The sequence below is a fragment of the Thioalkalivibrio sp. ALMg9 genome (assembly GCF_000380625.1).
GTDB classification, from domain to species: Bacteria; Pseudomonadota; Gammaproteobacteria; order Ectothiorhodospirales; family Ectothiorhodospiraceae; genus Thioalkalivibrio; species Thioalkalivibrio versutus.
On the sequence record NZ_AQYC01000009.1, the window covers coordinates 292297 to 318061 of the forward strand.

The 25765-nt window shown below is 68.3% G+C and carries 15 protein-coding genes; 11 read left to right on the forward strand and 4 right to left on the reverse strand.

Going from position 1 to position 25765, the window contains the following annotated elements; translation table 11 throughout:
- Window positions 1-98: 98 nt before the first annotated feature.
- Genes recC through recD form a run of 3 tightly spaced genes read left to right on the forward strand, consistent with a single transcriptional unit; the run spans window position 99 to window position 9396 of the window.
- Window positions 99-3599 (forward strand): exodeoxyribonuclease V subunit gamma, encoded by a 3501-nt coding sequence (recC, locus tag F792_RS0110550; RefSeq protein WP_038084858.1) that lies wholly within the window; start codon window positions 99-101, stop codon window positions 3597-3599.
- A complete protein-coding gene (gene recB / locus F792_RS0110555) occupies window positions 3596-7288 on the forward strand; it encodes an exodeoxyribonuclease V subunit beta (protein ID WP_018169565.1) in 3693 nt (1230 codons plus the stop codon). The genes recC and recB overlap by 4 nt, the downstream gene beginning before the upstream one ends.
- Window positions 7285-9396, forward strand: a complete 2112-nt coding sequence (recD, locus tag F792_RS0110560) for an exodeoxyribonuclease V subunit alpha (protein WP_018169566.1) — start codon at window positions 7285-7287, stop codon at window positions 9394-9396. The genes recB and recD overlap by 4 nt, the downstream gene beginning before the upstream one ends.
- 258 nt (window positions 9397-9654) lie before the next feature.
- Here recD and F792_RS0110565 read toward each other — a convergent pair whose 3' ends face one another.
- Entirely contained in the window at window positions 9655-10302 is a 648-nt protein-coding gene (locus tag F792_RS0110565) for an ERCC4 domain-containing protein (protein WP_018169567.1), read from the reverse strand.
- Between the two features lie 207 nt (window positions 10303-10509).
- On the opposite strand from F792_RS0110565, the gene F792_RS0110570 reads away from it, so the two are divergent.
- Window positions 10510-10881, forward strand: a complete 372-nt coding sequence (locus F792_RS0110570; protein WP_018169568.1) for a hypothetical protein — start codon at window positions 10510-10512, stop codon at window positions 10879-10881.
- A 301-nt stretch (window positions 10882-11182) separates the two neighbouring features.
- Here the strand turns inward: F792_RS0110570 and F792_RS0110575 are convergent, their stop codons facing one another.
- Window positions 11183-13708, reverse strand: a complete 2526-nt coding sequence (locus tag F792_RS0110575) for a bifunctional diguanylate cyclase/phosphodiesterase (RefSeq protein WP_018169569.1) — start codon at window positions 13706-13708, stop codon at window positions 11183-11185.
- A gap of 17 nt (window positions 13709-13725) precedes the next feature.
- On the reverse strand, window positions 13726-15309 hold the full coding sequence (locus F792_RS0110580; protein WP_018145891.1) for a PAS domain-containing methyl-accepting chemotaxis protein: 1584 nt from the start codon (window positions 15307-15309) through the stop codon (window positions 13726-13728).
- 306 nt (window positions 15310-15615) lie between these two features.
- Between F792_RS0110580 and F792_RS0110585 the strand changes: the two genes are divergently transcribed.
- Together F792_RS0110585 and F792_RS0110590 are read left to right on the forward strand one after the other, a co-directional pair.
- Window positions 15616-16935, forward strand: a complete 1320-nt coding sequence (locus F792_RS0110585; RefSeq protein WP_026305961.1) for a DEAD/DEAH box helicase — start codon at window positions 15616-15618, stop codon at window positions 16933-16935.
- 465 nt (window positions 16936-17400) lie between these two features.
- Entirely contained in the window at window positions 17401-18630 is a 1230-nt protein-coding gene (locus F792_RS0110590; protein ID WP_018145889.1) for a methyl-accepting chemotaxis protein, read from the forward strand.
- A gap of 99 nt (window positions 18631-18729) precedes the next feature.
- On the opposite strand, the gene F792_RS0110595 is transcribed toward F792_RS0110590, so the two are convergent.
- On the reverse strand, window positions 18730-20283 hold the full coding sequence (locus F792_RS0110595) for a DUF255 domain-containing protein (protein WP_018169571.1): 1554 nt from the start codon (window positions 20281-20283) through the stop codon (window positions 18730-18732).
- A gap of 115 nt (window positions 20284-20398) precedes the next feature.
- Here F792_RS0110595 and F792_RS0110600 point away from each other — a divergent pair, with 115 nt between their 5' ends.
- The 5 genes from F792_RS0110600 (at window position 20399) to F792_RS0110620 (ending at window position 25751) form a co-directional block, all read left to right on the forward strand.
- Entirely contained in the window at window positions 20399-20863 is a 465-nt protein-coding gene (locus F792_RS0110600; protein ID WP_018169572.1) for a phosphate-starvation-inducible protein PsiE, read from the forward strand.
- A 170-nt stretch (window positions 20864-21033) separates the two neighbouring features.
- On the forward strand, window positions 21034-21822 hold the full coding sequence (locus F792_RS0110605; protein WP_018169573.1) for a hypothetical protein: 789 nt from the start codon (window positions 21034-21036) through the stop codon (window positions 21820-21822).
- An 87-nt stretch (window positions 21823-21909) separates the two neighbouring features.
- Window positions 21910-23008 (forward strand): peptide chain release factor 2 gene (prfB, locus tag F792_RS0110610; protein WP_143592437.1). Its coding sequence is split into 2 segments (ribosomal slippage): window positions 21910-21981 and window positions 21983-23008, totalling 1098 coding nucleotides; the frame shifts between segments, so codons are not numbered across the junction.
- A gap of 24 nt (window positions 23009-23032) precedes the next feature.
- Complete coding sequence (gene lysS, locus F792_RS0110615; RefSeq protein WP_018169575.1) at window positions 23033-24523, forward strand: lysine--tRNA ligase; 1491 nt, start codon at window positions 23033-23035, stop codon at window positions 24521-24523.
- A 19-nt stretch (window positions 24524-24542) separates the two neighbouring features.
- Window positions 24543-25751, forward strand: a complete 1209-nt coding sequence (locus tag F792_RS0110620; protein WP_018169576.1) for a cation:proton antiporter — start codon at window positions 24543-24545, stop codon at window positions 25749-25751.
- The last annotated feature ends 14 nt before the right edge of the window (window positions 25752-25765 follow it).

Consider the following 25765-nt stretch of genomic DNA (forward strand, 5'->3'; position numbering starts at 1 on the left):
AGGCGCATCTGGACCACGCGGGCCTTGAGGCCCTGCGCGGCATTTCCCGAATGGATCAAGGAGCCGGGTTGGTGGAGTCGCGCGAGTTGCAGCCAGGGATGGTGGTGCTGCATGGCAATCACCTGGAGTCGCTGCGCACGCTGGCGGTGGAGTGGATGCGCCGTGCGCCGCTCGGTCCGCTGGAGAACGAGACCATCCTGGTGCAGAGCAACGGCATGGCGCAGTGGCTGCGGCATGCCCTGGCCGCGCCGCCGGATGCCGACCCGCCGGGCTGCGGGATCGCGGCGGCGCTGGACATGCAGTTGCCGTCGCGCTTCGTGTGGTCCGCCTATCGCGCGGTCCTAGGGGCCGAGGCCGTCCCGCTGGAATCGCCCTACGCCAAGCGCCCGCTGACCTGGCGGCTGATGCGCCTGCTGCCCGAGTGCCTGGCGCAGGAGGCCTTCGCACCGCTGCGCCAGTTCCTGCAGGACGACGATCCGGGGCAGGGGGGCGACCTGCGCAAGCGTTTCCAGCTGGCCGAGCGCCTGGCGGACCTGTTCGATCAGTACCAGGTGTACCGCGCCGACTGGCTGACCGACTGGGCAGCCGGGCGCGACATCCTGCGCGACGCCCGCGGCCAGGAGCGCGAGCTGGCCCCAGGGCAGCGCTGGCAGGCCGAGCTGTGGCGCCTGCTGCAGGCGGATATCGGTGCGGCCCGCGAGGCGGTCAGTCGCTCGGCCGTGCATGCCCGGTACATGGATGCGGTGCGCGCGCTGGAGCAGCGCCCGGCGGGCCTGCCGCGGCGGATCATCGTGTTCGGCATCTCTTCGCTGCCGGGGCAGATCCTGGAGGCGCTGGAGGGCCTGGCGCGCTTCTGCCAGGTGCTGGTCTGCGTGCACAACCCCTGCGAGCACTACTGGGCCGACATCGTGGCCGACAAAGACCTGCTGCGCGCCACGCGCCGGCGCCAGGTGCGCAAGGCGGGCATGCCCGAGGCCCTCGACGAGGCGGAGCTGCACAACCACGCCCACCCGCTGCTGGCGGCCTGGGGCAAGCAGGGACGCGACTACATCGGGCTGCTGGACGAACACGACGACCCCGAACACTACGGCCGGGTGCTGCGCACGCTGGACTGGGAGCGCGTCGACGTCTTCGAGCCACACGGCACGCGCGGGCCGGAGGACTGCCTGCTGCACCAGCTGCAGGAGGACATCCGCGAGCTGCGCCCACTCGCCGAGACCCGGGAGACCTGGCCCGCGGTCCCGGCGGAGGACCATTCCATCCAGTTCCACGTGGCGCACAGCCCGCTGCGCGAGGTGGAGCTGCTGCACGACCGGCTGCTGGACCACTTCGAGCGCGATTCGTCGTTGCGCCCGCGCGATGTGATCGTAATGGTTCCGGACATCGATCAGTACGCCCCGCACATAGAGGCGGTGTTCGGCCAGCCGGAGACCGATGATCCCCGGTTTATCCCGTACACGCTGTCGGACCAGGGTCCGCGCGGCCGCGATCCGGTCCTGATCGCGCTGGAGCAGTTGTTGTCACTGCCGGAGAGCCGGATGGGCGTCAGCGAGCTGCTGGACCTGCTGGACGTGCCGGCGGTGCGCCGGCGCTTCGGGATCGCGGAGGAGGACCTGGGCCAGCTGCACCGCTGGGCCGAGGGGTCGGGCGTGCGCTGGGGGCTGGATGCCGCGCAGCGCGCCGGGTTAGGCCTGCCCGAGGGGCTGGAGCAGAACACCTGGCGCTTCGGCCTGCGGCGGATGCTGCTGGGCTATGCGCTGGGCGACCAGGGTCCGTGGCAGGGCCTGGAGCCCTACGACGAGATCGGCGGGCTGAGTGCCGCGCTGCTGGGGCCGATGGACGCCCTGATCACCGCCCTGGAGGATGCCTGGGCGTGGCTGCGCCAGGCGCATGCGCCGGCAGACTGGGCCGTGCATCTGGGCGGGCTGCTGGAGCAGTTCCTCGCGGCCGAGACCGATGCCGAGCTGTTCACCCTGGAGCAACTGGGCGAGGCCCTGGATCAATGGCGCGAGGACTGCGCGGCGGCCGGCCTGGAGGAGGCCCTGCCGCTGGCGGTGGTGCGCGAGCAGTGGCTGGCGAGCCAGGACGATTCCGGGGTGGGCCAGCGCTTCCTGGCCGGCCAGGTGAACTTCTGCACCCTGATGCCGATGCGGGCGATCCCGTTCCAGGTGGTCTGTCTGCTGGGGATGAACGACGGCGACTACCCGCGCAGCCCGACGCCGGTGGACTTCGACCTGATGGCGAACGACTACCGCCCGGGCGATCGCTCGCGCCGCGAGGACGACCGCTACCTGTTCCTGGAGGCGCTGCTCTCCGCGCGGCGCCAGCTGCATGTGAGCTGGGTGGGGCGGCATGTGCGCGACAACGAGCCGCGCCCGCCGTCGGTGCTGGTGGGCCAGCTGCGCGATCACCTGGCGGCGGGCTGGGGGCTGGCCGGGTCCGACGGGCCGGAGGCGGGCCCGGCCCTGGTGGACCACCTGACCACCTGGCACCCGCTGCAGCCGTTCTCCCCGGTGAACTTCCCGGTGGCGGACGCCGCCGGCGATCGGCACTTTACCTACGCGCGGGAGTGGGAGGCGGTGCATGACGTGGCGCCGGGCGCTGCGGCGGATGCCGCTGGTGGCGCCCCCGCGGCGGTGCCGTTGCTGGAGGCCGAGCGCGAGCCGCGCGCCCTGGGGCCGGAGGCACTGACGCGCTTTCTGCGCTTCCCGGTGGAGGCGTTCTTCCGCCATCGTCTGGGGGTGTTCTTCGACGAGGAGGAAGAGGCCGGCGACGACCTGGAACCCTTTGGCCTGGCCGGGCTGGAGCAGTGGCAGGTGCGTCAGCAACTGGTCGCGGCGGCACTCGAGACCACCGACGACGCGGAGGCCTGGCCGAGCATCCTGGAGGCGGAGTCGGCCCGGCTGCAGCGCGCGGGCCGGCTGCCGCTGGGTGCGGCAGGCGAGCTGGAGCGCGGCGCGATGGTGGAGGAGGCCGCGCGGCTGCTGGAGCGGATCGGCGAGCGCTATGCGCTGTACCCCGAGTCGTTGCCGGCCGCGCGGCCCCTGCGTCTGGAACACGAGCACTGGGGCCTGGAGGCCGTGCCACCCGCCCTGCGCAGCGATGGGCAGGCGCGGGTATGCCTCGACTACACCGCGAGCCGCATTGGTGATGGCAAAAAGTGGCGCTTCGACAAGCTGATGGCGCCCTGGGTGATGCATCTGCTGGCCAACGCCGGGACGGGCGGCGTGGACTCCGAACTGGTTGGACTGGACAAGCGCCTGGAGCTCCCGGGGCTGGAGCCGGGGCTGGCCGAGGAGTTGCTGGGGACGCTGCTGGAGGCCTGGGCGGCCGGCCAGGAGCGGCCGCTGCCGCTGGCCTGCGCCGCCGCCTTTGCCTGGCTCGCGGCGGAGGAGGGGTCGAAGGATCCGTATGACGAGGCGCTGAAGACCCTGGCCGGGAATGACTTCGCCGCCGGCGAATGGTCGCGCAGCCCGGCGCTGGCGCGTGCCTGGCCCGACCCCGAGACCCTGCTGGACGACCCGGACTTTGCCTTCTGGCGCGACCGGATCTACCGGCCGGTGTTTTTCGTGGTGAATCAGGCGGAGGACCCTGCATGAGCGCGACCGCCCACAAGCTGGATCTGCTGGGACTGCCCCTGCACGGCAGCCGCCTGATCGAGGCGAGTGCCGGCACCGGCAAGACCTACACCATCGCCGCGCTGTATCTGCGCCTGGTGCTGGGGCACGGCGAGCTGCCCGAGGGCACCGTCGCGCTGACGCCCCCGCAGATCCTGGTGATGACCTTCACCGAGGCCGCGACCCAGGAGTTGCGCGAGCGCATCCGCGACGCGCTGGCGATCGCCGCGCGCGTGTTCCGCGCGGAGGACCCGGATGCGGTGCCGGGCGTGCAGGACATCCACAAGCAGTTGCGCGCCGAATACACGGAGGCGGAGCGTCCGGGCGCCGCGCGCCGGCTGGAGCTGGCGGCGGAGTGGATGGACGAGGCCGCGGTGTCCACCATTCATGGCTGGTGCTACCGCATGCTGCGCGAGCATGCCTTCGACAGCGGGAGCCTGTTCACCCAGGACCTGGCGAGCGACCAGCAGGAGTTGCTGGCGGACGCGGCGCGCGACTACTGGCGCCGTTTTGTCTATCCGCAACCGGCGGCGCCACTCGCGCTGCTGCGCAACGCCTTCGGTGCTGATCCTGACACGTTACTGCAGAAGATCCGGCCGCTGGTCGGGCATCTCCCGGCCCACACGGCGGATGTGGAGCTGGAGACGCCGGAAGGCTTGGCAGCTGCATTGGGCGATCGGCTGGCGCGGCTGGAGGCCATGAAGCGGCCCTGGCGCGAGGCGTTCGCGGCGGTGGCCGAGCAGTTCGAGACGCTGCGCAACTCGGTGCTGAACAAGCAGAAGTACAGCAACCCGGAGAAGTTGCTGGGGGCTATGCGCGACTGGGCGGCGGACCCCGGCGCACTGCGGCCAGGCGGGGTCTCCGGCGACTCGCCCCTGGAGCGTTTCAGCGCGGCCGGGATGCAGGCCCGGCTGAAGGCGGGGCAGGCGCTGCCGGACGATCTGCATCCGGCCTTCGCGGGGCTGGACGATCATGCCGAGGTCTGTGTGGACGACCGCGAGCGCCTGTTGCAGGCGGCCGCGCGGCAGGTGGACGCGCGGTTTCGCCAGGCCCAGCGTCAACGCGCGCAGATGGGTTTCAACGACCTGCTGACCCGGCTGCGCGACGCCCTGGACGGACCCGGTGGCGAACACCTGGCAGCGACCCTGCGCGCCCAGTTTCCGGTGGCGCTGGTCGACGAGTTCCAGGATACCGATCCGGTGCAGTATCGGATCTTCCACCGCGTCTACCGCATCGACGAGAACCCGCGCGATCTGGGCGTGCTGCTGATCGGCGACCCCAAGCAGTCGATCTATCGCTTTCGCGGGGCGGATATCCATACCTATCTCGCCGCGCGCGCGGCCACCGCCGGGCGGCACTACACGCTGGAGCGAAACTTCCGGTCGACCGATGCCCTGGTGCAGGGCGTGAACCGGCTGTTCCAGCATGCCGAGGGCTGGCAGGACGGGGCCTTCCTGTTCCGCTCGGGAACGGAGAACCCCTTGCCGTTTCTGCCGGTGGACGCGAACGGGCGTGCGGAGGTCTTCGAGAACGATGGACAGGCGATGCCGGCCGTCACGCTGTGGTGCTTTGATCCGGGCGAGCCGGTGCCCAAGGGCGCCTATCGCGAGCGCATGGCGCAGGCCTGCGCCAGCTACATGGTGGAACTGCTCAACGGCGGGATGGCCGGTCGCTGTGGCTTCCGCAAAGGTGAGGCATTGACCGGGGTACGGCCACGCGACATGGCGGTGCTGGTGCGCGGGCGTGGCGAGGCGGATGCGATCCGTGCCGAGCTGCGCCGGCGGGGTGTGCGCAGTGTGTACCTGTCCGATCGCGAGTCGGTGTATGCGACCGCCGAGGCGGGAGACCTGCTGCGCTGGTTACGCGCCTGCGCCGAGCCGACCAGTGAACGCCTGCTGCGCGCGGCGCTGGCGACCGCGACGCTGGGGCAGTCGCTGGCCGAACTGCATCGGCTGACGCTGGACGAGCTGGCGTGGGAGGTCCGCGTCGAGCAGTTCCGCGACTATCGGCGGCTGTGGCAGTCGCGCGGGGTGCTGCCGATGCTGCGCCGCCTGCTGCACGACTTCGAGGTCCCGCGCCGGCTGCGGGCCACGGCCGAGGGCGAGCGTGCCCTGACCAATCTGCTGCATCTGAGCGAGCTGTTGCAGCAGGCGGCCGCCGAGCTGGATGGCGAGCAGGCCCTGATCCGGCACCTGACAGAACATCGCGGCGGCGAAGGCGAGACCGGGGAGGAGCAGGTCCTGCGTCTGGAGAGCGACGAGGACCTGGTCAAGGTGGTTACGCTGCACAAGTCCAAGGGGCTGGAGTATCCGCTGGTGTTCCTGCCGTTCGTCTGCAATTTCCGTCAGACGGATACGGCCAAGGATGTGCCCTACCGCGACCATCCGCCGCAGGGTGGGGCGCGCTGGGTATTCCGCATGGACGGCGAGGTGTTCGAGCGCGCAGAGCGCGAGCGCCTGGCCGAGGATCTGCGCCTGTTGTATGTCGGCATGACCCGCGCGCGGCATGCCTGCTGGCTGGGGATTGCGCCGATCGTCTCCGGAAACAGCAAGACCAATCACTTCGACCGCACCGCGGCCGGATACCTGCTGGCCGGACCCGCGGGGGTGCAGGACGGCGGGTTGGAGGCCGCGCTGCGGGATGCAGCCGGCGACGCATCGGCGATTCATGTGGGGGCGCTGCCGGAGGCGAGCGCGGTGGCCGCGCAGATGGGCAGTGCCACGACCGCGACGGGGCCGGCCCGGGTGCCGCCGACGCGCCGCTTCGAGCGCTGGTGGGTGGCCAGCTACAGTGCGATTGCCGCGCATGACGAGGGGGTCGCGCCAGTGGCCCCCGACTCGGCGCGCGAGGACGTGCTGCGCGAGGGGGTGGCGGATGCGAGTCGGCCGCCGTTGGAGGCGCCGGAGCCCGAGTCGCGCGCGGCCAGTGGGCTGCATGCCTTCCCGCGCGGGCCCGGGCCCGGCACCTTCCTCCACGGGCTGCTGGAGTGGGCGGCGGAGCAGGGGCTCGCTGCGCAGGCGGCAGATCCCGAACGGATGGCGCAGGAGATCGCGACACGCTGCGAGCGGCGGGGCTGGAGCGAGTGGTCGGAGACGGTCGCGGACTGGATGCAGCAGTTGCTTGCGGTCGCCTTCCCGCTGGAGGACGGCGAACATTTCAGTCTGGGCGGCCTGACCACCTATCAGCCGGAGCTGGAGTTCCTGTATCCGACGCGCAACCTGCAGGCGGGCGAGCTGGATCAGGGGGTCCGCGCGCAGATCCTGGCCGGACAGCCGCGCCCGCCGCTGGGGAACGTGACCCTGAACGGGATGCTGAAGGGATTCGTCGATCTGGTCTTCGAGCACGGCGGGCGCTATTACGTGGCGGACTACAAGTCCAACTGGCTGGGGACTTCGGCCCAGGCGTACACCCCGGAACGCCTGCAGGCGGCGGTGCTGGAACACCGCTACGACCTGCAGCTGGTGCTCTACACCCTGGCACTGCATCGCCAGCTGGCCGCGCGCCTGCCGGGCTACGACTATGACCAGCACATGGGTGGCGGGGTGTACCTGTTCCTGCGTGGCGTGGATGCGCCGGGGCACGGGGTGTTCCACCACTGTCCGCCGCGTGCACTGATTGAATGGCTGGATCACCGCATGGCGGCCGGTCCGGACCGGGAGGCGACGGTATGAGCACGGTGATGCCTGCGGGACCCCTGGCGTCTGCGGAGGCCGTGCTCGAGCTGCTGCGCGAGTGGGAGGAGGCGGGCTGGCTGCGCGGCGTGGACCGGGCGCTGGTGCGCTTCCTGCACGAGCAGGCCCCGGCGGCGTCGCCGCTGGCCCTGCTGCTGGCGGCGCTGGCCAGCCATCAGGTCGGGCGCGGCCATGTGTGCCTGGAACTGGAGCCGTTGCTGCAAGCGCCCGATGCCACGCTGGCCTTGCCGCCGGAGGGTGAGCCGGGATCAAAGCCGCCGCGGCGGCCGTCGTCGGTTCTCCAGGGTGTGTCCGCCGCCCAGCTTGCGCAGGCCCTGGACGGGAGCCCGCTCGCGGGGCCAGGCGAGGTGGCCGGAACACCGCTGGTATTCACCGGCACGCAGGTCTATCTGCGCCGCTACTGGGAGGCCGAGCGCCGCATCGGGCAGGCCATTAGCGCGCGCCTGGCGGACCGCGAGGCCTGGCAAGGTGCGCTGGACGCGCAGGCGGCGCGGGACTGGCTCGATCATCTGTTCGGACCGCCGGCGGAGGCTGCCACTGACCCGGACTGGCAGCGCCTGGCCTGCGCCCTGGCGGCCGGGTCCGGCTTCAGCGTGATTACCGGTGGGCCGGGGACCGGCAAGACCACCACCGTGCTGCGACTGCTCGCGTTGTTGCAGGGGTTGCAGGGTCCGGACGACCCGCTGCGCATCCGCCTGGCGGCGCCGACCGGCAAGGCGGCGGCGCGCCTGAATGCCTCGGTCAGCGGGGCGCTGGATCGCCTGGGGCTGGACCAGCTGCCCGATGGCGATGCGCTGCGCCGGAACCTGCCGGCCGAGGTGGTGACGGTGCACCGCCTGCTCGGGGCGCGCCCGGATACCCGGCACTTCCGCCACGGGGCGCGCAACCCGCTGGCGGTGGATGTGCTGGTGGTGGACGAGGCCTCGATGATCGACCTGGAGCTGATGGCGAGCCTGGTCGAGACCGTGCCACGCACGGCGCGCCTGATCCTGCTGGGGGATCGCGATCAGCTCGCCTCGGTGGAGGCCGGCGCGGTGCTGGGCGAACTGTGCCACCGCGCCGGGGGCGGGCACTACACGCCGCAGACCGCGCACTGGCTGGAGGCCGTGACCGGGATGGCCGTGCCGGCGGCCATGCAGGATGCGGCCGGTCAGGCGCTGGACCAGCACATCGTGATGCTGCGCGAGAGTCATCGCTTCGGCGCGGACAGCGGGATCGGGCGGTTGGCCGCGGCGGTGAACACGGGCGAGGCATTGAATGGGCCGGACGGGGACGATGCCGTCCGGCAAAAGGTACTCGCTGGGCCCGAGGACCCGGCACTGGTGACGCTCGCGGTGGACGGGCGCGCGGACACGCCGGAGGGCGAGGCGGTGGGTTATGCGGGCTATCTCGAGGGCCTGCGCGCGGCGCGGCCGGCCCCGGCGGCCCCGCGCGCGGCCTGGGAGGACTGGGCGCGCGACGTGCTGGCGGCCCACGGGCGGTTCCAGCTCCTGTGCGCGGTGCGCCGCGGCCCGTGGGGGCTGGAGACGCTGAACCGGCGCGTCGCCGCGGCCTTGCAGGCGCGCGGCCTGCTCGAGGGGGACGCGGGACGGATGGACGGGCCGGGGGCCGGCGGACAATGGGTCGAGGGGCGCCCGGTGATCGTCACGCGCAATGACTACGCGCTGGGGCTGATCAACGGCGATATCGGGATCGCCTTGGCCGTCCCGGCCTGGCTGGCGCGTGGCGAGCCGGAGGCGGACTCGGATGCCACCAAGGGCGAAGACTCGGTGCTGCGGGTGGCGTTCCTGGCCGCCGGGGACGGCGGGCGTGTGCGCTGGGTGTTGCCCAACCGCCTGGAGGCCATCGAGACCGCGTTTGCCCTGACGGTGCACAAGGCCCAGGGGTCGGAGTTCGAGCACGTGGCCCTGGTGCTGCCGGACGCGGACAGCCCGATCCTGACCCGCGAGCTGGCCTACACCGCGATCACCCGCGCCAGCCGCTGGTTCAGCCTGCTGGAGCCACGTGCGGGCACGCTGGTTGCGGCCAGCCAGCGCCAGATCCGCCGTAGCGGCGGCCTGCGGCGGTGGCTGGGGAACGCGCCGTAGAGCGTCGTAGGGTGCGTTGAGCATCGCGAAACGCACCGTTCACGGGACAACACCCGCCCTCTTGATGCGATTCGCTGCGCTCATCCGCATCCTACGTCCGTTGCCCGTGTCCGGGGTTGGCAGCATTGTCGGATGCGATGAGCCCCGCGACTCGCATCACCTCGCCAATCGTCCGCTGTCCAGGTCCGGCTTTGGCGGGGGCTTCGCCTGCAACTAGGCTCCCACAGAGGGTCGTGCGGCTGGCCGCTCGGGGGGGGTTCAGGTGGTGCGGCTGCCGTAGGTGACGACGGATTCGATGCGTTGGGCGCGTTCTGCGTCGAGGCCGTCGGTCTGGGCGAGGGTGGCAGCATCGGCGTTGATGATGTCGCGCACGCTGCCGATGTCGCGCAGGAGGTCGCGGGCCTGGTCGGCCTCGACGCCGGGCAGGCCGCTGACGATGAATTCGGCAGCCTTGCGCCGGGTGTCGGGCTTGGTCGGGCGGTCAGACGGGTCCGGCTCGATCTGTGCGTTCAGCCCCAGCAGGTAGATCAGCATGCCGCTGTTGTCGGCATCGGAGCTGGGCAGGACGCTGATCCCGAGGGCGATCGTCAGGTGGGCCAGGGCGCGGTGGATGTCCAGCGCCTGCTGGTGGAAACGCGGCTCGTAGAGGTCCCCCTCCACGATGTAGACGACCTGCTGGTAGTTGGCCTTCAGCTTGGCGGCGCTCTCCCACAGGGTCTTGTCGACGACGCTGAGCACCATGTCGGTGGCGGACTTGCGCTCGACCACGACGCCGTTTGGCAGCAGGTAGTCGCCGACGTCGAGGTCGGTGAATTCCAGCTCCACTCCCTCCAGGCGTTCGATGCGCTGAATGATCTTGCCCTGCTCGCGGCGGTCTGCGCGGATCGGCAGGTGAACGTTTTCCATGGGGGGGCTCCGGTTGGTTGGCAAACTCAGGGCACTCTAGGGCGTGCCGCGGGCCGCTCCAAATGGCCGGATGGCGGGCGGGGCGGCCCGGTGCACGGGTTGGCGTGCGTGGGCGCCGCACATGGCCTACAGTCGGGGAGCGTGCCCGGCGGATGGCAACCGTGGGCATGCATGGAAACAACAAAAATAGAAAAGGATGGAGTGCATATGTCGATTCAGATTGCAGTGGTGGGGCTTGGCCGGGTGGGCGGCCGCTTCCTCGAGATGTTGCTGGAGTCCGGTCTGCCGGGGATGACGATCTGCGCGGCCTCGGAGCAGGGCGAGACCGAGGGGCGCCGGCTGGCCGAGGCGAAGGGGATCCCGCTGGAGTCGGTTGCGGATCTCGTGGCGCGCGGGGATCAGGTGGACGTGATCTTCGATCTGACCGGGCAGCCGCAGGTCCGCCAGGAGCTGCGCGAGGGGATGCAGAACAGCGGGAACCGCCATACGGTGGTGGCGCCCGAGGTGATGGCGCACCTGACGTGGTCGATGCTGACGCGCGAGGCCCCGCCGGACGTGCACGGCAGTACGGGGTACTGATCCAGCGCCGCGTCGCCGGGGGTTCGATGGCGGCGCGAATGGCTGGATTCGGTCACGAAAGGCCGCCTTCGGGCGGCCTTTTTGTTGCTGGCTGGCGCGCAGGCGTTGGAGGCCAGGCGGAGCGATACGCAAAATGATCGCTCGCTGGTTCGAGCTGATGGTGGGTGTCCTTCCCCTTGATGTCATCCCGGCCGTACCGCAGCGCGGAGCCGGGATCTTCGGTGTCGCGGTGGCCGGCCGGGGGATCCCGGATCACCGCTACGCGGTGTCCGGGACGACGGGGTGGTGTGGGGGCCCCGCTTCAGACCAGGCGTGTCTCCAGGCAGTCGGCGAGGGCGAGAGGCGCCATGGCCCTTGAATGAATCCAGCCCTGGTAGAGGTCGCAGCCGATCGTCCGGAGGAAGTCGCGCTGTGCCTCGGTCTCCACGCCCTCGGCCACCAGGGTCAGGCCCAGGCTGTGGCCGAGGTGGACGATGGAGCGCAGGATCATGTCGGATTCCGGGTCCTGGCCGATGTCGGCGATGAACGAGCGATCGATCTTGAGCTTGTCGATCGGCAGCGATTTCAGGTAGGCAAGGGAGGAATAGCCGGTGCCGAAATCATCCAGTGCGACCCGGATGCCCAAGGCCTTTAGCCCGCGCAGTTGATCGCGGGTCAATGCGACGTCCGCCATGGCCACGGTTTCGGTGACCTCGATTTCGAGGTGCTCGGGTGGGGCGCCGGTGGCTCGGAGAGCCCTGCCCAGATGGTCCACCAGGTCATGTTGGCGGAACTGAATGGCGGAGATGTTGATCGCGACGCGGAGGTCGAGACCCGCGCGGGACCACTGGGCGAGCTGCTCGCAGGCCGTGCGGATGACCCAGTCGCCCAGCGGCAGGATCAGTCCGTTGGCCTCGGCGCTGGCGATAAAGCGTGCCGGAGCAACCGGTCCGAGCTCGGTGTCCGTCCAGCGTGCCAGGGCCTCGACGCCGATGATGCGGTTCGAGGCGACATCGAGCAGGGGCTGGTAGTGCAGCTCGAGTTCGTGGTTCTCCAGCGCCTGCTGGAGGCGTTGCTGCAGGCGCTGTTCCTCATGCACCTGGGCGTCCAGGTGCTGCGAGAAGAAGGCATAGGTGTTGCGTCCGGAGTGCTTGGCCTCATACATCGCCATGTCGGCGTAACGCACCAGGGTGCATTCGTCGCGGGCATCGCGCGGGAACAGGGCGATACCGATGCTCCCGGTGGAGGCGAGGTTGCGCGTGTGTTCGGTCTGGAACGGGCTGCCGAAGATGCCGAGGATGCGCTGGGCGACCTGGCCGATGGCCTGTTCGTCCTCGACGTTGGTCAGCAGGATCATGAACTCGTCGCCGCCGAAACGCCCGATGGTCGCCTCTTGGTCCAGGGCGCCCTGAAGTCGGGCGGCCACGGCCTTCAGCAGCTGGTCGCCCTCGTGATGGCCGAAGGTGTCGTTGACCATTTTGAAGTTGTCGAGATCCAGCAGCATGACGGCGATCGGGTGGCCGTGACGTTCGGCCTGGGCGATCCCCTGCGTCAGGCGGTCGTGCAGGAGCCAGCGGTTGGGTAGTTCGGTCAGGCTGTCGTGGGTGGCCTGGTGCTGGATCCGCGCCTCGCGGCGCTGGCGGTCGGTGATGTCGCGGATGAACGCGGTGATGCGGCGGCCTTCGCTGTCGTCGAAAGCATTCAGGCTGATGTCCAGCGGGAACTCGGTGCCGTCGATGCGGCGCCCGCGCAGGTGGGGCACCTGCCCCATGGTGCGGCGGTTGATGGTGTGGGCATGTGCCCGCCGGTGCATGCGGTGGCGTTCGCGCAGGCGTTCGGGGACCAGCCGCTCCACCGGTTGCCCGATCAATTGCTGGCGTGGATAGCCGAACAGGCGTTCGATGTTGCGATTGGCCATCACGATACGGCCGTCCATGTCGGTGACCAGCACGCCGTCGGGGGCCGTCTCCACCAGTTGCTGGTAACGCTGCTCGCGCATCTCGATATCGCGGTGGGCCTGGTGCAGGCGCTGGAGGGGCGAGCGCACGCTTTCCAGGAACAGGCCCTGGTAGATCAGGAGATACGCCGCGAGCTTGTAGATATGGCCGAGTACAAACGGGGTGTCGGTCAGGTCGTCGTAGAACATGAAGAACAGCCCGCTGCCGATGCTGATGACCAGGGCGGCGGCGACCAGGGGCATACCCGGACGTTGCAGCAGCTCACGGCGCAGGGCGAGCAGGGCCAGGGTGGCCAGGTGCAGGCTGATCACCAGCGCCTCCAGCCCCACCTTGATGGGCGTGAGCCCGCTGACCGGGTCGAACAGGGGCGGGACGATTTCCGCATGCCAAAGTCCGATCCACGCCAGCAAGGCGACTAGCAGGAGGCTCCCGATCAGGTAGACATGGCGTGGTGGACCGTCGCTTTGCGAGACCATGGGCAGGGCCACGTAGGCGAGCAACGCCGCCGCCGCGACCAGGCGCGCGGCCAGCCAGAACAACAATGTCTGTTGTGGCGAGTTCGGGGTGATGAAATCCGGCATGGCCGGAAAGGTCATCAGGTGCAGGAAATCAAGCAACGCGACCGCCAGGAAGGCGCACGCCAGCAGCAGAGAAGCGGCCACGCGGCGGCGGTCGATTACGTGGTAGCCCACCGCAAACACCAGTACTGCCACAACCACCGCGAACAACTCCGCGCCCGTGTGGAAGGCGGTCAGGTGTTCGCTGGGCAGGATGCGGGGCAGCTCCGCCCCGAGCATCCAGATCGCCAGCGGTAACAGCAATAGCGCCAGCAGAACGCCGGAGGCGAGGGCAATATGTTGCCGCAGGTACCGATCGGATGGGGAAGTCATCTGGGGAGCTTTCCCTTTCAGCGATGTCTTGCCCAGAACTGCCGGGCGAGGCCTTGCAGTCCGGTTGCGAGCTGCGCGACCTCGCGGGCGGCGGTGTCGCTTTGATCGGCCCGGTTCGCGGTGGTGTCGGCGGCGCTGCGGATCGAGTCGACCCCCCGGCGGATCTCTTCCCCGGCGGTCCCCTGTTGTTCCACGGCGGCCGCAATCCGGGTGCTCATGTCGCGGATCTGTCCGACGCCCGAGGTGATGTTTTCGAGTGCCGCCGCCGCCTGCCGGGCCTGTTCGACACTGGTTTCGGCCTGCGTGCGGCTTTGTTCCATGGACGCCACCGCAGCCCGCGCGCGATCCTGGAGACGCTCGATCATCTGCTGGATTTCGGCGGTGGAATCCTGTGTTCGACTGGCCAGTGTGCGCACCTCGTCCGCCACCACGGCGAAGCCTCGCCCCTGTTCGCCGGCGCGTGCGGCCTCGATCGCCGCGTTCAGGGCGAGCAGGTTGGTCTGCTCGGCGATGCCGCGGATCACGTCCAGAACGCTGCTGATGTCCTGGCTGTGGCGTTCCAGTTCGGCCATCACACCCGATCCATCGCGAATATGCTGTCCCAGGTTTTCGATGGCCTGCGTGCTTTCGGCCACGACGCCGCTTCCGGCACCGGCTTCGCGGTCGGTCCGGTCGGCTGCATCGGCCGCACCCTGGGCGCTGCGGGCGACCTCCTGCACGCTGTTCACCATCTGCTGGGTGGCGCTTGCCACCTGCTCGGTCTCGGTCTGTTGATGGTTGCAGGCTTGCCGGCTGTCACCGACCGCAGTGACCAGGGCGTCGGCGGTTCGGGTAAGGCGTTCGGCCGCGTTCCCCATGCGCCCGACGACCGAGCCTGCCTCTGCCTCAAGCATCTGCATCGCGAACAGGATCTCGCCGGCCTCGTCGGTACGCCCGGTGTAGATGTACTGGCTGACCGGGTTGTTGGCGATGCGGCGGGCGTGGGCCACCGCGCGGCAAAGCGGCGTCAGACTGGTCCAGACGAGCAGGCCGGCGACCAGCAGGGTGGTCAGGGTGAAGATCAGTGCGGAGCCCCAGGTGATGCCGGTCAGGGCGAGGCTGGCAATCAGGCCCAGCAGCACGCCACCGGCCACCGAGGCGACGGCCCGGGTCTTGATGCCAATGCGTGGCAGACGCAGCGACAGGGGCATGCGCCCCTCGAGCAGGGCGGCGTAGACGGATTCGGCCTTTTCCACCAGCTCGCGTTGCGGCTTGGTGCGGACGGACTGGTATTCGACCGTTTGACCGTCCTCGGTCACCGGTGTGACGTACGCGCTGACCCAGTAATGGTCGCCGTTCTTGCAGCGGTTCTTGACCATTCCCATCCAGGATCGTCCGCCTTGAACGGTCTGCCAGAGGTCCTCGAATGCGACAGGGGGCATGTCCGGGTGACGAACCACGTTGTGATTCTTGCCCAGCAGCTCTTCTTCCTCGAAGCCGCTGATGTCGATGAACTCTGGGTTGACGTAGCTGATGGCCCCCTTGAGGTTGGTGGTGGAGAGGATATTGGCACTCTCCGGGTAGTCCGCCTCGATCCCGGTGACAGGCAGGTTGCGTTTCATTTTGTTCCCCTGATGGCCGATCGTTGTTATTTGGGGTCGCGTCGGCCTGACCGGTGCTGCGTTGGCATCGGTTTTTTTGAGATGAAGCTAGCGGATATTCCCGCACAAAACAAATATATATCCGATGGGGTATGGAGCGGTGTCTTTTCATTGACAAAAGGCGTATAGTGCCCGGATCGAACGCCCCGCCCGTCAGCGTCCGTTCATTTGATCCAGAGCCTTCCGGCTCGCAGTGATCCCCCTGATTTCGTTTCCCCCGATGGGTGCTCTGTGTTGAACGAGTGGCGGGTGGCGTTGGAGCATTCCATGACTGATACGACCTTTGCCGACCTCGGGTTGGCCGATACCCTTTTGCGTGCGCTGGAAACCTCCGGGTACCAGCACCCGACCCCGATCCAGGCCCAGGCCATCCCGGAAGTCCTGAAGGGAGGCGACCTGCTGGCCGCTGCCCAGACCGGCACCGGCAAGACCGCCGGCTTCACCCTGCCGATCCTGCAGCGCCTTTCCACCTCGGATGCGCCGCAGGCCGGCAATGGCCGCCCGCGTTGCCTGGTGCTGACCCCGACCCGCGAGCTGGCTGCGCAGGTTCACGAATCCGTGAAGACTTACGGGCGCAATCTGAAGATGCGCTCGATGACGATCTTCGGCGGTGTCAACATGAACCCGCAGATCAAGGCCCTGCGTGATCGCATGGACATCGTGGTGGCGACGCCGGGGCGTCTGCTGGATCACGCCAATCAGAAGACCATCGACCTGTCCGGTGTGGAGATCCTGGTCCTCGACGAGGCCGATCGCATGCTCGACATGGGCTTCATCCGTGATATCAAGAAGCTGATTGCGATGATGCCGAAGAACCGCCAGAACCTGATGTTCTCGGCGACCTTCTCCGACGAGATCCGCAAGCTGGCCAACGGCCTGCTGAACAACCCGGCGGAGATCGACATCGCGCCGCGCAACACGGCCGCCGAGGGCGTGGAGCAAAGCGTGCACCTGGTCGAGACCAGCCAGAAGCGCGAATTGCTGAGCCACCTGATCCGCACCAACAACTGGGAACAGGTGCTGGTGTTTACCCGTACCAAGCACGGCGCGAATCGCCTGGCCGAGAAGCTGTCGAAGGACGGCGTGCGCTCCGAGGCGATTCACGGCAACAAGAGCCAGGCGGCCCGTACCAAGGCGCTGAAGCAGTTCAAGTCCGGTCAGGTGCCGGTTCTGGTGGCCACCGATATCGCCGCGCGCGGCCTGGACATTGACCAGCTGCCGCAGGTGGTCAACTTCGAACTGCCGAATGTGCCGGAGGATTACGTGCATCGCATCGGTCGCACCGGGCGTGCCGGCTCCGCCGGTGCCGCGCTGTCGCTGGTGGATGGCGAGGAGATCAAGCTGCTGAAGGGCATCGAGCGCCTGATCAAGCGTCCGATCGACCGTATCGAGACCGAGGGTTTCGCCACGCCGAAGCCCGCCGCCAATGACGGCAACGCGAATGGCCGTGGCGGTCCGGGTGGCAAGCCGGGCGGTGGTGCCCGCAACGGCGCCCCGCGCAACGGTCGCGGCGGCAAGCCCGGTGGTGGTCGCGGCGGCAACGGTCGCCCGTCCGCCAACGGCAACCGCGCGGCTCGCAGCCGGTAAGCGGACCCGCTAAAGCAGTACCGCGAACCCGCGGTCCCGAGTCTCGGGACCGCGGGTTTTTTGTGTCTGGGTATCGGGGGTGAGGCGAGCGCCCGCTCAAGGGCTTTATTCACCACGAAGCGCACGAAGAAGGTCAAGGCCAAAGGCCTATCAACTCAGAGGACACAGAGAAAGGACGAATTCTGTCTGGAACGTCTGTTAGCCATTGCCACTGGCCCGACCGCTGAAACCAAGCGAGCCCCCTGCTTCAAGTTGAAAGCCTTTCCATTTTCTCCGTGTCCTCTGTGGCGCAATCGCCGTTGATCTTCTTCGTGCCTTCATTCGTTTCGTGGTGAAACGATTTTTGGCTTGTGTTGGGACCTGAGGTTGACCCGGATCAAGACGATAGGGGCGGGGTGGATGGATACTGTGTCGGGCTCAAGACCGGGATCGGCTGGTCGTTAAGGGACGGAAAGGAGGGCGTCGATGAAGATTGGACCGTTGGGTGGGCTGCGACTGAAGCTGATTATCCTGGTGATCGTGGTGAGCACCGTGCCGTTGTCCATCATGGGCGGGGTGACCTTCCACACCATGAAGGGCGATCTGGCCGCGGGTGTGGACGCGGCGCTGGTGACCCAGTTGTGGTGGCTGCTGTGGGTGCTATGGATCGTCGCGTTCGTGGTGGCGCTGGGTATTGGCTGGTTCTACGCCAATGTGCTGACGCGCCCCATGGAGCGCCTGGCCGAGGGGCTGGAGGCGATCGGCGAGGGCCGCGCGGATCTCGGGCACCGCGTGGAGGTGACGACCGACGACGAGATCGGGCGCACCGGCGCGGCCTTCAACACGGTGATGGGCCGGCTTTCCGGGCTCATTCGCCAGGTTGCCGATGCGGCGGACGGGATTGCCGCCTCGGCGCGGCAGCTGGATGGGCGCAGCAATGAACTGACGCGTGCCACCCACGAACAGCGCGGTGATGTGGAGCAGGTGGTCACGGCGATGAACCAGATGTCTGCCACGGTGCAGGAGGTCGCCAACAACACGCAGAGCACGGCCGAGAGCGCGGGGCAGGCGACGCGTGCGGCGGAAGGCGGGCGCACCGTGGTGCAGGCGACCCAGGGTGCGATCAACACGCTGGCCGGCGAGATTCGTCAGGCGAACAATGTGATCGTGGAGCTGAAAGGTGACAGCGACAACATCGGCACGATCCTGCAGGTGATCGAGGAGATCGCCGAGAAGACCAACCTGCTGGCGCTCAACGCGGCCATCGAGGCGGCGCGGGCCGGCGAGGCCGGGCGGGGCTTCGCGGTGGTGGCGGACGAAGTGCGCCACCTGGCACAGCGCACCAACGACTCGACTGGGGAGATCCGCGAGATCATTCAGCGCCTGCAGGGCGGGGCCACCCGCGCGGTGCAGGCGATGGAGGTCAGCCAGCAGCATGCGGAGACCTCCGTGGCGAAGGCGGGCGAGGCCGGCGAGACCCTGGAGTACATCCACGACTCGGTGACCGCCATCGACGACATGACCCGCCAGGTGGCCAGCGCGACCGAGGAGCAAAGCCAGGTGGCGGAAGAGATCAACCGCAACATCCACCACATCAACGATATTGCCGTGCGCAATGCCGACGGGGCGAACGAGATGCAGCAGGCGGTGGAGGCGCTGGAGGCCCTGGCGCAGCAGCTACAGGGCGAGGTTGCGGGGTTCCGTCAACAGGCCTAACGGCGGAGCCAGGCACAGCGCAGGTTCGGCTCGCCATCCTGGGAAACCGGGGGGGTGGTGTGACGCCGGATAAGCGATCGCAAGGCCTTGCAACGGGCTTCAGAAGCCCCGGCGCAGGGCGTCGAAGCCCAGAGCGACGTCGTCGGGGTCGGCACCGGGCTCGATGCGCAGGCGTTCGCGCACCATGTTGCGATCGATGTGGGATTCCTCGATGGCGGCGTCCGGCAGGCGGTAGAGCCACCAGGCCAGCGCCGCCTGGGTGCGGGTCTCGGACCAGGGTTCCAGGTCGGTGCCGATCCGTTCGGCGTGGGCGCCCAGCTCCTCGTTGAAGAACGGTTCCAGCCGGTCCAGTGCCGCGAGCGGGTCGGGCATCTCCGGTCGCTCGCCGTCCAGTGCCTCCGTGGCGCGCGCCAGTTCCTGGCGGGCGATCTCCGGCCAGATCTGCGAGGGCAGGTAGCCCTCCATCGCCGGGCGACCCGCCGCGGTGATGCCGTGCAGGTAGCCCTGTTCGGTCTTCAGGTAGCGATCCAGCGCCGCCAGGGCCTCGCGCGCCCACGCAAGCGTTTCCCGGTCTTCCATTACCCGCGCCATGTTCGCCAGGGCGGCGATGGCCTGGCCCGAGGTGTCGGCGTAGGTGTTGCGGTCGACGCGGGGCGGGTCGGTTTGCGTGCGCGTCTCCGGGTCCAGCTGGTAGTAGTCGCGGTCGGCGTACTGGCTGTTGCCGAAGCGCAGCTGGCGGCTGTCCCACAGGTGGTCTTGCAGGTAGTCGCGGATGCCGCGGGCGATCTCGGCGTAGCGCTCGTCGCCGGTGGTGTCATGGGCCTCGGAGAACAGCCACAGGAACGCCGCGTTCTGGTCCAGGCGCTTGGAGGTCTCCAGTGCCAGGACGGGGTCGCGCTGGTCCGGATCGTGAAAGAAGAAGAAGCCGCCTTCGACCTCGTCGTAGAGGTCCTCCGCGATCTGGTCGAGTAGCCCGGGCATGCGATCCCGCCACCCTTCGGCGGTGAGCAGGAAGCGATAGGTCCAGGGCTGCGGGCGCTTGCTGAGGGTGCCGAAGGTGGCGCTGCCGCTCAGGCGGTCGGCGCGGGCATCATAGACCTCGTCGAGCATCTCCATGAAGGCTTCAAGATCGTCGATCGCGGCATCGTCCGGCGTGATCTCGCGACCGGTGACCGAGAACATGTCCCGCTGGGCCACCAGGATGTTCTGCAGGTCGCGGGCATTCACGTGACCGGTAAAGCGGGTCAGCATCTCGTCCTCGTGATTCACGATGACCACGAAGGGCAGGCCGCGGCCACCGTAGCGCCGGAACAGATCCGCACGTTCGTCCAGATCGACCAGGACCGGGATGTAGTGCTGGTCGATGGTGTCCACCACGTCGGGGTTCTCCAGGGACTCGTCCTGGAAGTCGCGGCACCAGGTGCACCACTGGCCGTGAAAATAAAAGAAGATGGGCCGCTCGCGTGCCTCGGATTCCTCGAAAAGCTGGCTGTCCCAGTCCTGCCACGCGATCGCGGAATCGGCGGGGTAGTCCTCCGCGGCGGCCGGCAGCGCGAGCGCCAGCAGGGCGAGTCCCGCGACGAAACCGCGTGCGGCGGACCACTGGATGCGGTGCGTAGCGGGCGGGCTTTTGATGTGGAGAGGTTTAGTCATCGCGGGTGCTTCAGATCGTTGTGTCTATTGGTATAGACCAATGGGAGAATTGAGCGTTCGTGCCCGGGGCGGGTGGTAGGATGGCCGGACTTATTGGGGCAATTGTGGTGAATGCATGAACGTCGAACGCGCCGGGCGCCGCGCCCTGCATCATGTCGAAGTGGCCGTGCTGGTGGTGATCGCCGTCGCCACCGTGATCGCGATCCTGCAGGAAATCGCCACCATGGTCTCGGCGATGTGGGTGGGGTTGGCCGACCTGCTGTTGCTGTTCATCTTTCTTGAGGTGCTGGCGATGGTCGGGATCTACTTGCGTTCCGGGCGTCTCCCGGTGCGCCTGCCGATCTACATCGCGATCGTCGCGCTGGCGCGCTACGTGATCATCGACATGAAGGACATGGACGTATGGGAGCTGATCGCGGTGACTGCCGGGGTCCTGATTCTGGCGGGCGCAGTGCTGGTGCTTCGCTACGGGCATGTCCGGCTCCCATATGACGACGAAGGTCGCATCACGCCGGGGATCGAGGACGATCCGGCGAAGGAGCGCGACGTGCCGAAGGGGCGCTACGGGTCCGATCAATGACACGGCCGGGTGCAAGCCGGCGGGTGATTCACCTGCTGCCCGGCCTGTGGGCAGCGCCCGAGGGCGCGGTGGCCGGTGCGCCTCCGCTCTCTGTGCGACGTCTGGCGCGCTGGCTCGGACGGGCGCGGGGCGGGGTCACCGGCACGGAAGCACCAGGGTGGGAGGCCGCATTGGCCGAGCGGCTGGGATACCGGCCAACCGATTCCGGATGGCGAACCTGGCTGGTCCAGCCGGTGCAGCTGACTGCGGGGATGAAGGACCTGGTGGCCTATCCGGTGGATCCGGTGTCGGAGGCCGAGCGCGAGGCCTTGTGGTCGGCTGCACAGCCGGAACTGGAGGCGGCCGGGGCGACCTTGGCCCTGAGCGAAGACGGCTTGTGGGAGTTGCGGATGGACGCCGAGGGCGATGCGTCGGGCCCGCCACCGTCGATCGGCATGGGGCGCGCCATGGTGGCGCCGTCGATGCAGGGCGATGTGGCTCGGCGCCTGCAGGTACTGGCCAACGCCTTGCAGATGGCCTGGTTCCAGCACCCGGTGAACCTGGCGCGCGAGCGGGAGGGGCGTGGGGCCGTGCATGGCCTCTGGCCCTGGTCGCCCGGGCATCCCGGTGGCCCAACGAGTGTGGGCCGTGTGTGCGGCGGCGGTGTGGTCGCGCACTGGCTGGCGCGGGGCGCCGGCGTCGACTGGGCAGCCGACCCGGCGGCCGACCCGGCGGAATCCGGCGATACCGTGGTCGTCGTCGAGGCACTGGAGGCGGCCCCGTCGCTCGAGCGCCGGCTCGAGCTTCTGGAGTCGGTTGCCGACGACGTGGTGGCGCCGAAGCTGCGGGCTCTGCTCCGTGGCGGCCTGGGCGCGCTGGAATTTGTTGATCCGCAATCCACGGCCGGGTCGGGCGCCGGCGCCCTGGTGCTGGAACGCCGCGACGCGCTGGCGTTCTGGCGCCGTCCCCGCCGGCCCTGAAGCCGCTGTCGGGTGTTATACTGCGCGGCTTTTCTCGCCACGTGATCGAACCTGCCGTGTGCGCCACGGCACCCGACGGAAACTGCCATGGAACTGAACGCGCTGTATTCCCTGATCGATGACCTGAAAGGCCGCCTGGAAGGCCTTAGGGGGTATCTTTGACTACCCTGCCAAGGAAGAACGGCTAGAGGAAGTCCAGCGCGAGCTGGAGCAGAACCCGGATATCTGGAATGACCCGGAGCAGGCCCAGGCGCTGAACAAGGAGCGGGCCCAGCTTGAGGGCGTGGTGGTCAACATCCGCGAGATCGGCACCCAGCTGGATGAAAGCCGGGACCTGCTGGAGATGGCCGAGGCGGATGGCGACGAGGAGACGGCGGCGTCGGTCGAGGCCGATGTGGAGGCGCTGACCGCGCGTATCGAGGGCCTGGAGTTTCGCCGCATGTTCTCCGGCGATATGGACGCGGCCAACGCCTACCTCGATATCCAGGCCGGTTCCGGGGGCACCGAGGCCCAGGACTGGGCCAACATCCTGCTGCGCATGTACCTGCGCTGGGCCGAGCACAAGGGCTTCAAGGCGGAGGTCACCGAGCTCTCCGAGGGCGAGACCGCCGGGATCAAGAGTGCGACCGTGCACATCCAGGGCGAGTACGCCTTCGGCTGGCTGCGCACCGAGACCGGCGTGCACCGGCTGGTGCGCAAGTCTCCGTTCGATTCCGGCAACCGCCGGCATACCTCGTTCGCGTCGGTGTTCGCCTCCCCGGAGATCGACGAGAACTTCGAGATCGAGATCAATCCGGCGGATCTGCGGGTGGACACCTATCGCTCCTCCGGCGCCGGTGGTCAGCACGTGAACACCACCGACTCGGCGGTGCGCATTACCCACGTCCCGACCGGAGTGGTGGCGGCGTGTCAGGCCGGGCGTTCGCAGCACAAGAACCGCGAGATGGCGATGAACCAGCTGCGCGCCAAGCTGTACGAGCGCGAGTTGCAGGAGCGCAATGCCGAGAAGCAGGCGGTGGAGGACACCAAGTCCGACATCGGCTGGGGCAGCCAGATCCGCTCCTACGTGCTGGATCAGTCGCGGATCAAGGATCTGCGCACCGGCGTGGAGGTCGGCAACACCCAGGGCGTGCTCGACGGAGACCTCGACCCCTTTATTGAAGCCAGTCTCAAGAGTGGCTTGTAAGTCTATCTATTGCATGGATTTCTGATGACCGAAACCACTGACGAGAACAAGCTGGTCGCGCAGCGCCGCAGCAAGCTGAACGAGCTGCGCGCGGCCGGTCCGGCGTTCCCCAACGATTTCCGTCGCGATGCGCTGGCGGGTGCGCTGCACGCCGCGCACGACGAGACCGAGGGCGAGGCGCTGGAGGCCCAGGGGATTCGCGTGACGGTCGCCGGGCGCATGGTCGGCAAGCGCGTGATGGGCAAGGCAAGCTTCATCCGCCTGCGCGATCAGTCGGGCGACATCCAGTTGTTCGCGCAGCGCGACAGCCTGCCGGAGGGCGTGTACCCGGCGTTCAAGCAGTGGGATCTGGGCGATATCGTGGGTGGCCAGGGCAGGCTGTTCAAGACCAAGACCGGGGAATTGACGGTCCAGCTCGACGAGCTGCGTCTGCTGACCAAGAGCCTGCGTCCGCTGCCGGAGAAGTTCCACGGCCTGACCGATCAGGAACAGCGGTATCGCCAGCGCTACGTGGACCTGATCACCAGCCTGGACAGCCGCGAGCTGTTCCGCACCCGTACCCGGATCGTGCGCTACATTCGCGAGTACTTCGAGGATCAGGATTTCATCGAGGTGGAGACCCCGATGATGCAGGTGATCCCAGGCGGGGCGACCGCGCGGCCGTTCACCACCCATCACAACGCGCTGGATATGCCGCTGTACCTGCGCGTCGCGCCAGAGCTGTATCTCAAGCGCCTGGTGGTCGGCGGCTTCGAGAAGGTCTTCGAGATCAACCGCAATTTCCGCAACGAGGGGCTGTCCACGCGGCACAACCCCGAGTTCACCATGCTCGAGTTCTACGAGGCGTTCGTGGATTATCGCGCGCTGATGGATCGGACCGAGACCCTGCTGCGCGGGCTGTGCGAGGACGTGCTGGGCACGACCACCATTGAGTACCAGGGCGAGAGCTACGATTTTGGCAAGCCGTTCACCCGCATGAGCGTGCGCGAGGCGATCCTGGCCCACAATGCCGAGATCGCGGACGCCGACCTCGAGGATATCGAGAAGGTGCGCGCGCACTGCGAGCGCCTGGAGATCCCGATCAAGGAAAGCTTTGGCCTCGGCAAGCTGTGGACCGAGATCTTCGAGTACACCGCCGAGAACCAGTTGCGTCACCCGACCTTTATTACCGCCTATCCGACCGAGGTCTCGCCACTGGCGCGGCGCAACGACGATGACCCGTTCGTCACCGATCGCTTCGAGTTGTTTGTCGGCGGGCGCGAGATCGCGAACGGCTTCTCCGAGCTGAACGATCCGGAAGACCAGGCCGAGCGCTTCCGCGCCCAGGTTGCGGAGAAGGACGCCGGTGACGACGAGGCGATGCACTTTGACGCCGACTACATCCGCGCGCTGGAGTACGGCCTGCCGCCGACCGCCGGGGAGGGCATTGGCATCGACCGCCTGGTGATGCTGCTGACCGACAGCGCTTCGATCCGCGACGTGCTGCTGTTCCCGCACCTGCGCCCGGAGGCCTGACTGGGCAAGCGGTGATCCGATGAGCGACCTCGCCTGGATCTCCGAGGAGTTCCTTGCGCCGGATGCCGGAGCGGTCGCGCTGATCCTGCTGGGGGCCATCCTGGGTTCCAGCATCCTGGCCGACACGATTGCACGGCGAACGGCGATTCCCCGGATCTCCCTGCTGGTGATCGTCGGCCTGGTGGTTGCCGCGATTCAGCAGCTGGTGCTGGGGCAGGAAGGCGGCCGCCCTCTGGGGGATCTGGCCGAGCCCCTGATCCAGCTGGCGCTGGTGATGGTGGCGTTTCTGCTGGGCGGGCAACTGACGCTGCGGCGCCTGCGCCAGCTGGGCCCGCTGATTCTGGTCCTCTCGCTTGCCGTGATGGGGGTGGGTGCGCTGGTTGTGGGTGGCGGGCTGCTCCTGCTGGGCTTCCCTCTGGTGCTCGCCCTGACGCTGGCGGCGATTTCGGTGGCCACGGACCCGGCCGCGGTGGAGGAGATCCTGGCGGAAGGACGCCCGCGCAGCCGCGCGGCACGGGTGCTGACCGGCGTGGTCGCGATCGACGACGCCTGGGGCATCCTGGCCTTTGGCCTGGCGATGGCGTTTCTGGGCTGGTTCCTTGCCGGCGATGGTTCGGGGGCGCTGCTGCACGCCGGCTGGGAACTCGCGGGTGCCGTTCTCCTGGGACTTGTCGTGGGACTGCCAGCGGCCTGGCTGACCGGCCGGCTGGAGCCGGGCAAGCCGACCCAGGCCGAGGCTCTGGCACTGGTCTTGCTCATCGCGGGGCTCTCGATGTGGCTTGGGGTGTCGGAGTTGCTGGCGGCCATGATCGCCGGCTTTCTGGTGATCAACCTGTCATTGCACCACAAGCGCTCGTTCAACGAGATCGAGCATATCGAGTGGCCATTCCTGGTTTTCTTCTTCGTGTTGTCCGGTGCGAGTGTGGATCTGCTGGCGCTGGGCTCGGTGCTGTGGCTTACCCTAGCCTACGTGGCGTTACGGCTGGTAGGGCGCTACCTTGGCGGCGTGGTGGGCTGGCGACTGGCCGGGCGCCGGGCCCAGGGGGTGCCGCGCGGGATCGGCCTTGCCCTGACGCCTCAGGCTGGGGTGGCAATCGGCATGGCGCTGCTGGCGGCCGAACGTTTTCCCGAGCAGGCTGGGCTCATCGTGTCCACGGTCGTAACCTCCACCTTGGTTTTCGAGCTGATCGGGCCCTGGATGCTGCGACGGGTCGTGTATCGCGACTGATGAGTGCCGCCGAG

Excerpts from the sequence above, each read along its gene's own strand:
- lysS (WP_018169575.1), top strand. The coding sequence starts at position 23,033 with ATGACCGAAACCACTGACGAGAACAAGCTGGTCGCGCAGCGCCGCAGC.
- F792_RS0110595 (WP_018169571.1), bottom strand. The coding sequence starts at position 20,283 with ATGACTAAACCTCTCCACATCAAAAGCCCGCCCGCTACGCACCGCATC.
- F792_RS0110580 (WP_018145891.1), bottom strand. The coding sequence starts at position 15,309 with ATGAAACGCAACCTGCCTGTCACCGGGATCGAGGCGGACTACCCGGAG.
- recB (WP_018169565.1), top strand. The coding sequence starts at position 3,596 with ATGAGCGCGACCGCCCACAAGCTGGATCTGCTGGGACTGCCCCTGCAC.
- recD (WP_018169566.1), top strand. The coding sequence starts at position 7,285 with ATGAGCACGGTGATGCCTGCGGGACCCCTGGCGTCTGCGGAGGCCGTG.
- F792_RS0110600 (WP_018169572.1), top strand. The coding sequence starts at position 20,399 with ATGAACGTCGAACGCGCCGGGCGCCGCGCCCTGCATCATGTCGAAGTG.
- F792_RS0110590 (WP_018145889.1), top strand. The coding sequence starts at position 17,401 with ATGAAGATTGGACCGTTGGGTGGGCTGCGACTGAAGCTGATTATCCTG.
- F792_RS0110575 (WP_018169569.1), bottom strand. The coding sequence starts at position 13,708 with ATGACTTCCCCATCCGATCGGTACCTGCGGCAACATATTGCCCTCGCC.
- F792_RS0110620 (WP_018169576.1), top strand. The coding sequence starts at position 24,543 with ATGAGCGACCTCGCCTGGATCTCCGAGGAGTTCCTTGCGCCGGATGCC.
- F792_RS0110585 (WP_026305961.1), top strand. The coding sequence starts at position 15,616 with ATGACTGATACGACCTTTGCCGACCTCGGGTTGGCCGATACCCTTTTG.
- F792_RS0110570 (WP_018169568.1), top strand. The coding sequence starts at position 10,510 with ATGTCGATTCAGATTGCAGTGGTGGGGCTTGGCCGGGTGGGCGGCCGC.
- recC (WP_038084858.1), top strand. The coding sequence starts at position 99 with ATGGTGGTGCTGCATGGCAATCACCTGGAGTCGCTGCGCACGCTGGCG.
- F792_RS0110565 (WP_018169567.1), bottom strand. The coding sequence starts at position 10,302 with ATGGAAAACGTTCACCTGCCGATCCGCGCAGACCGCCGCGAGCAGGGC.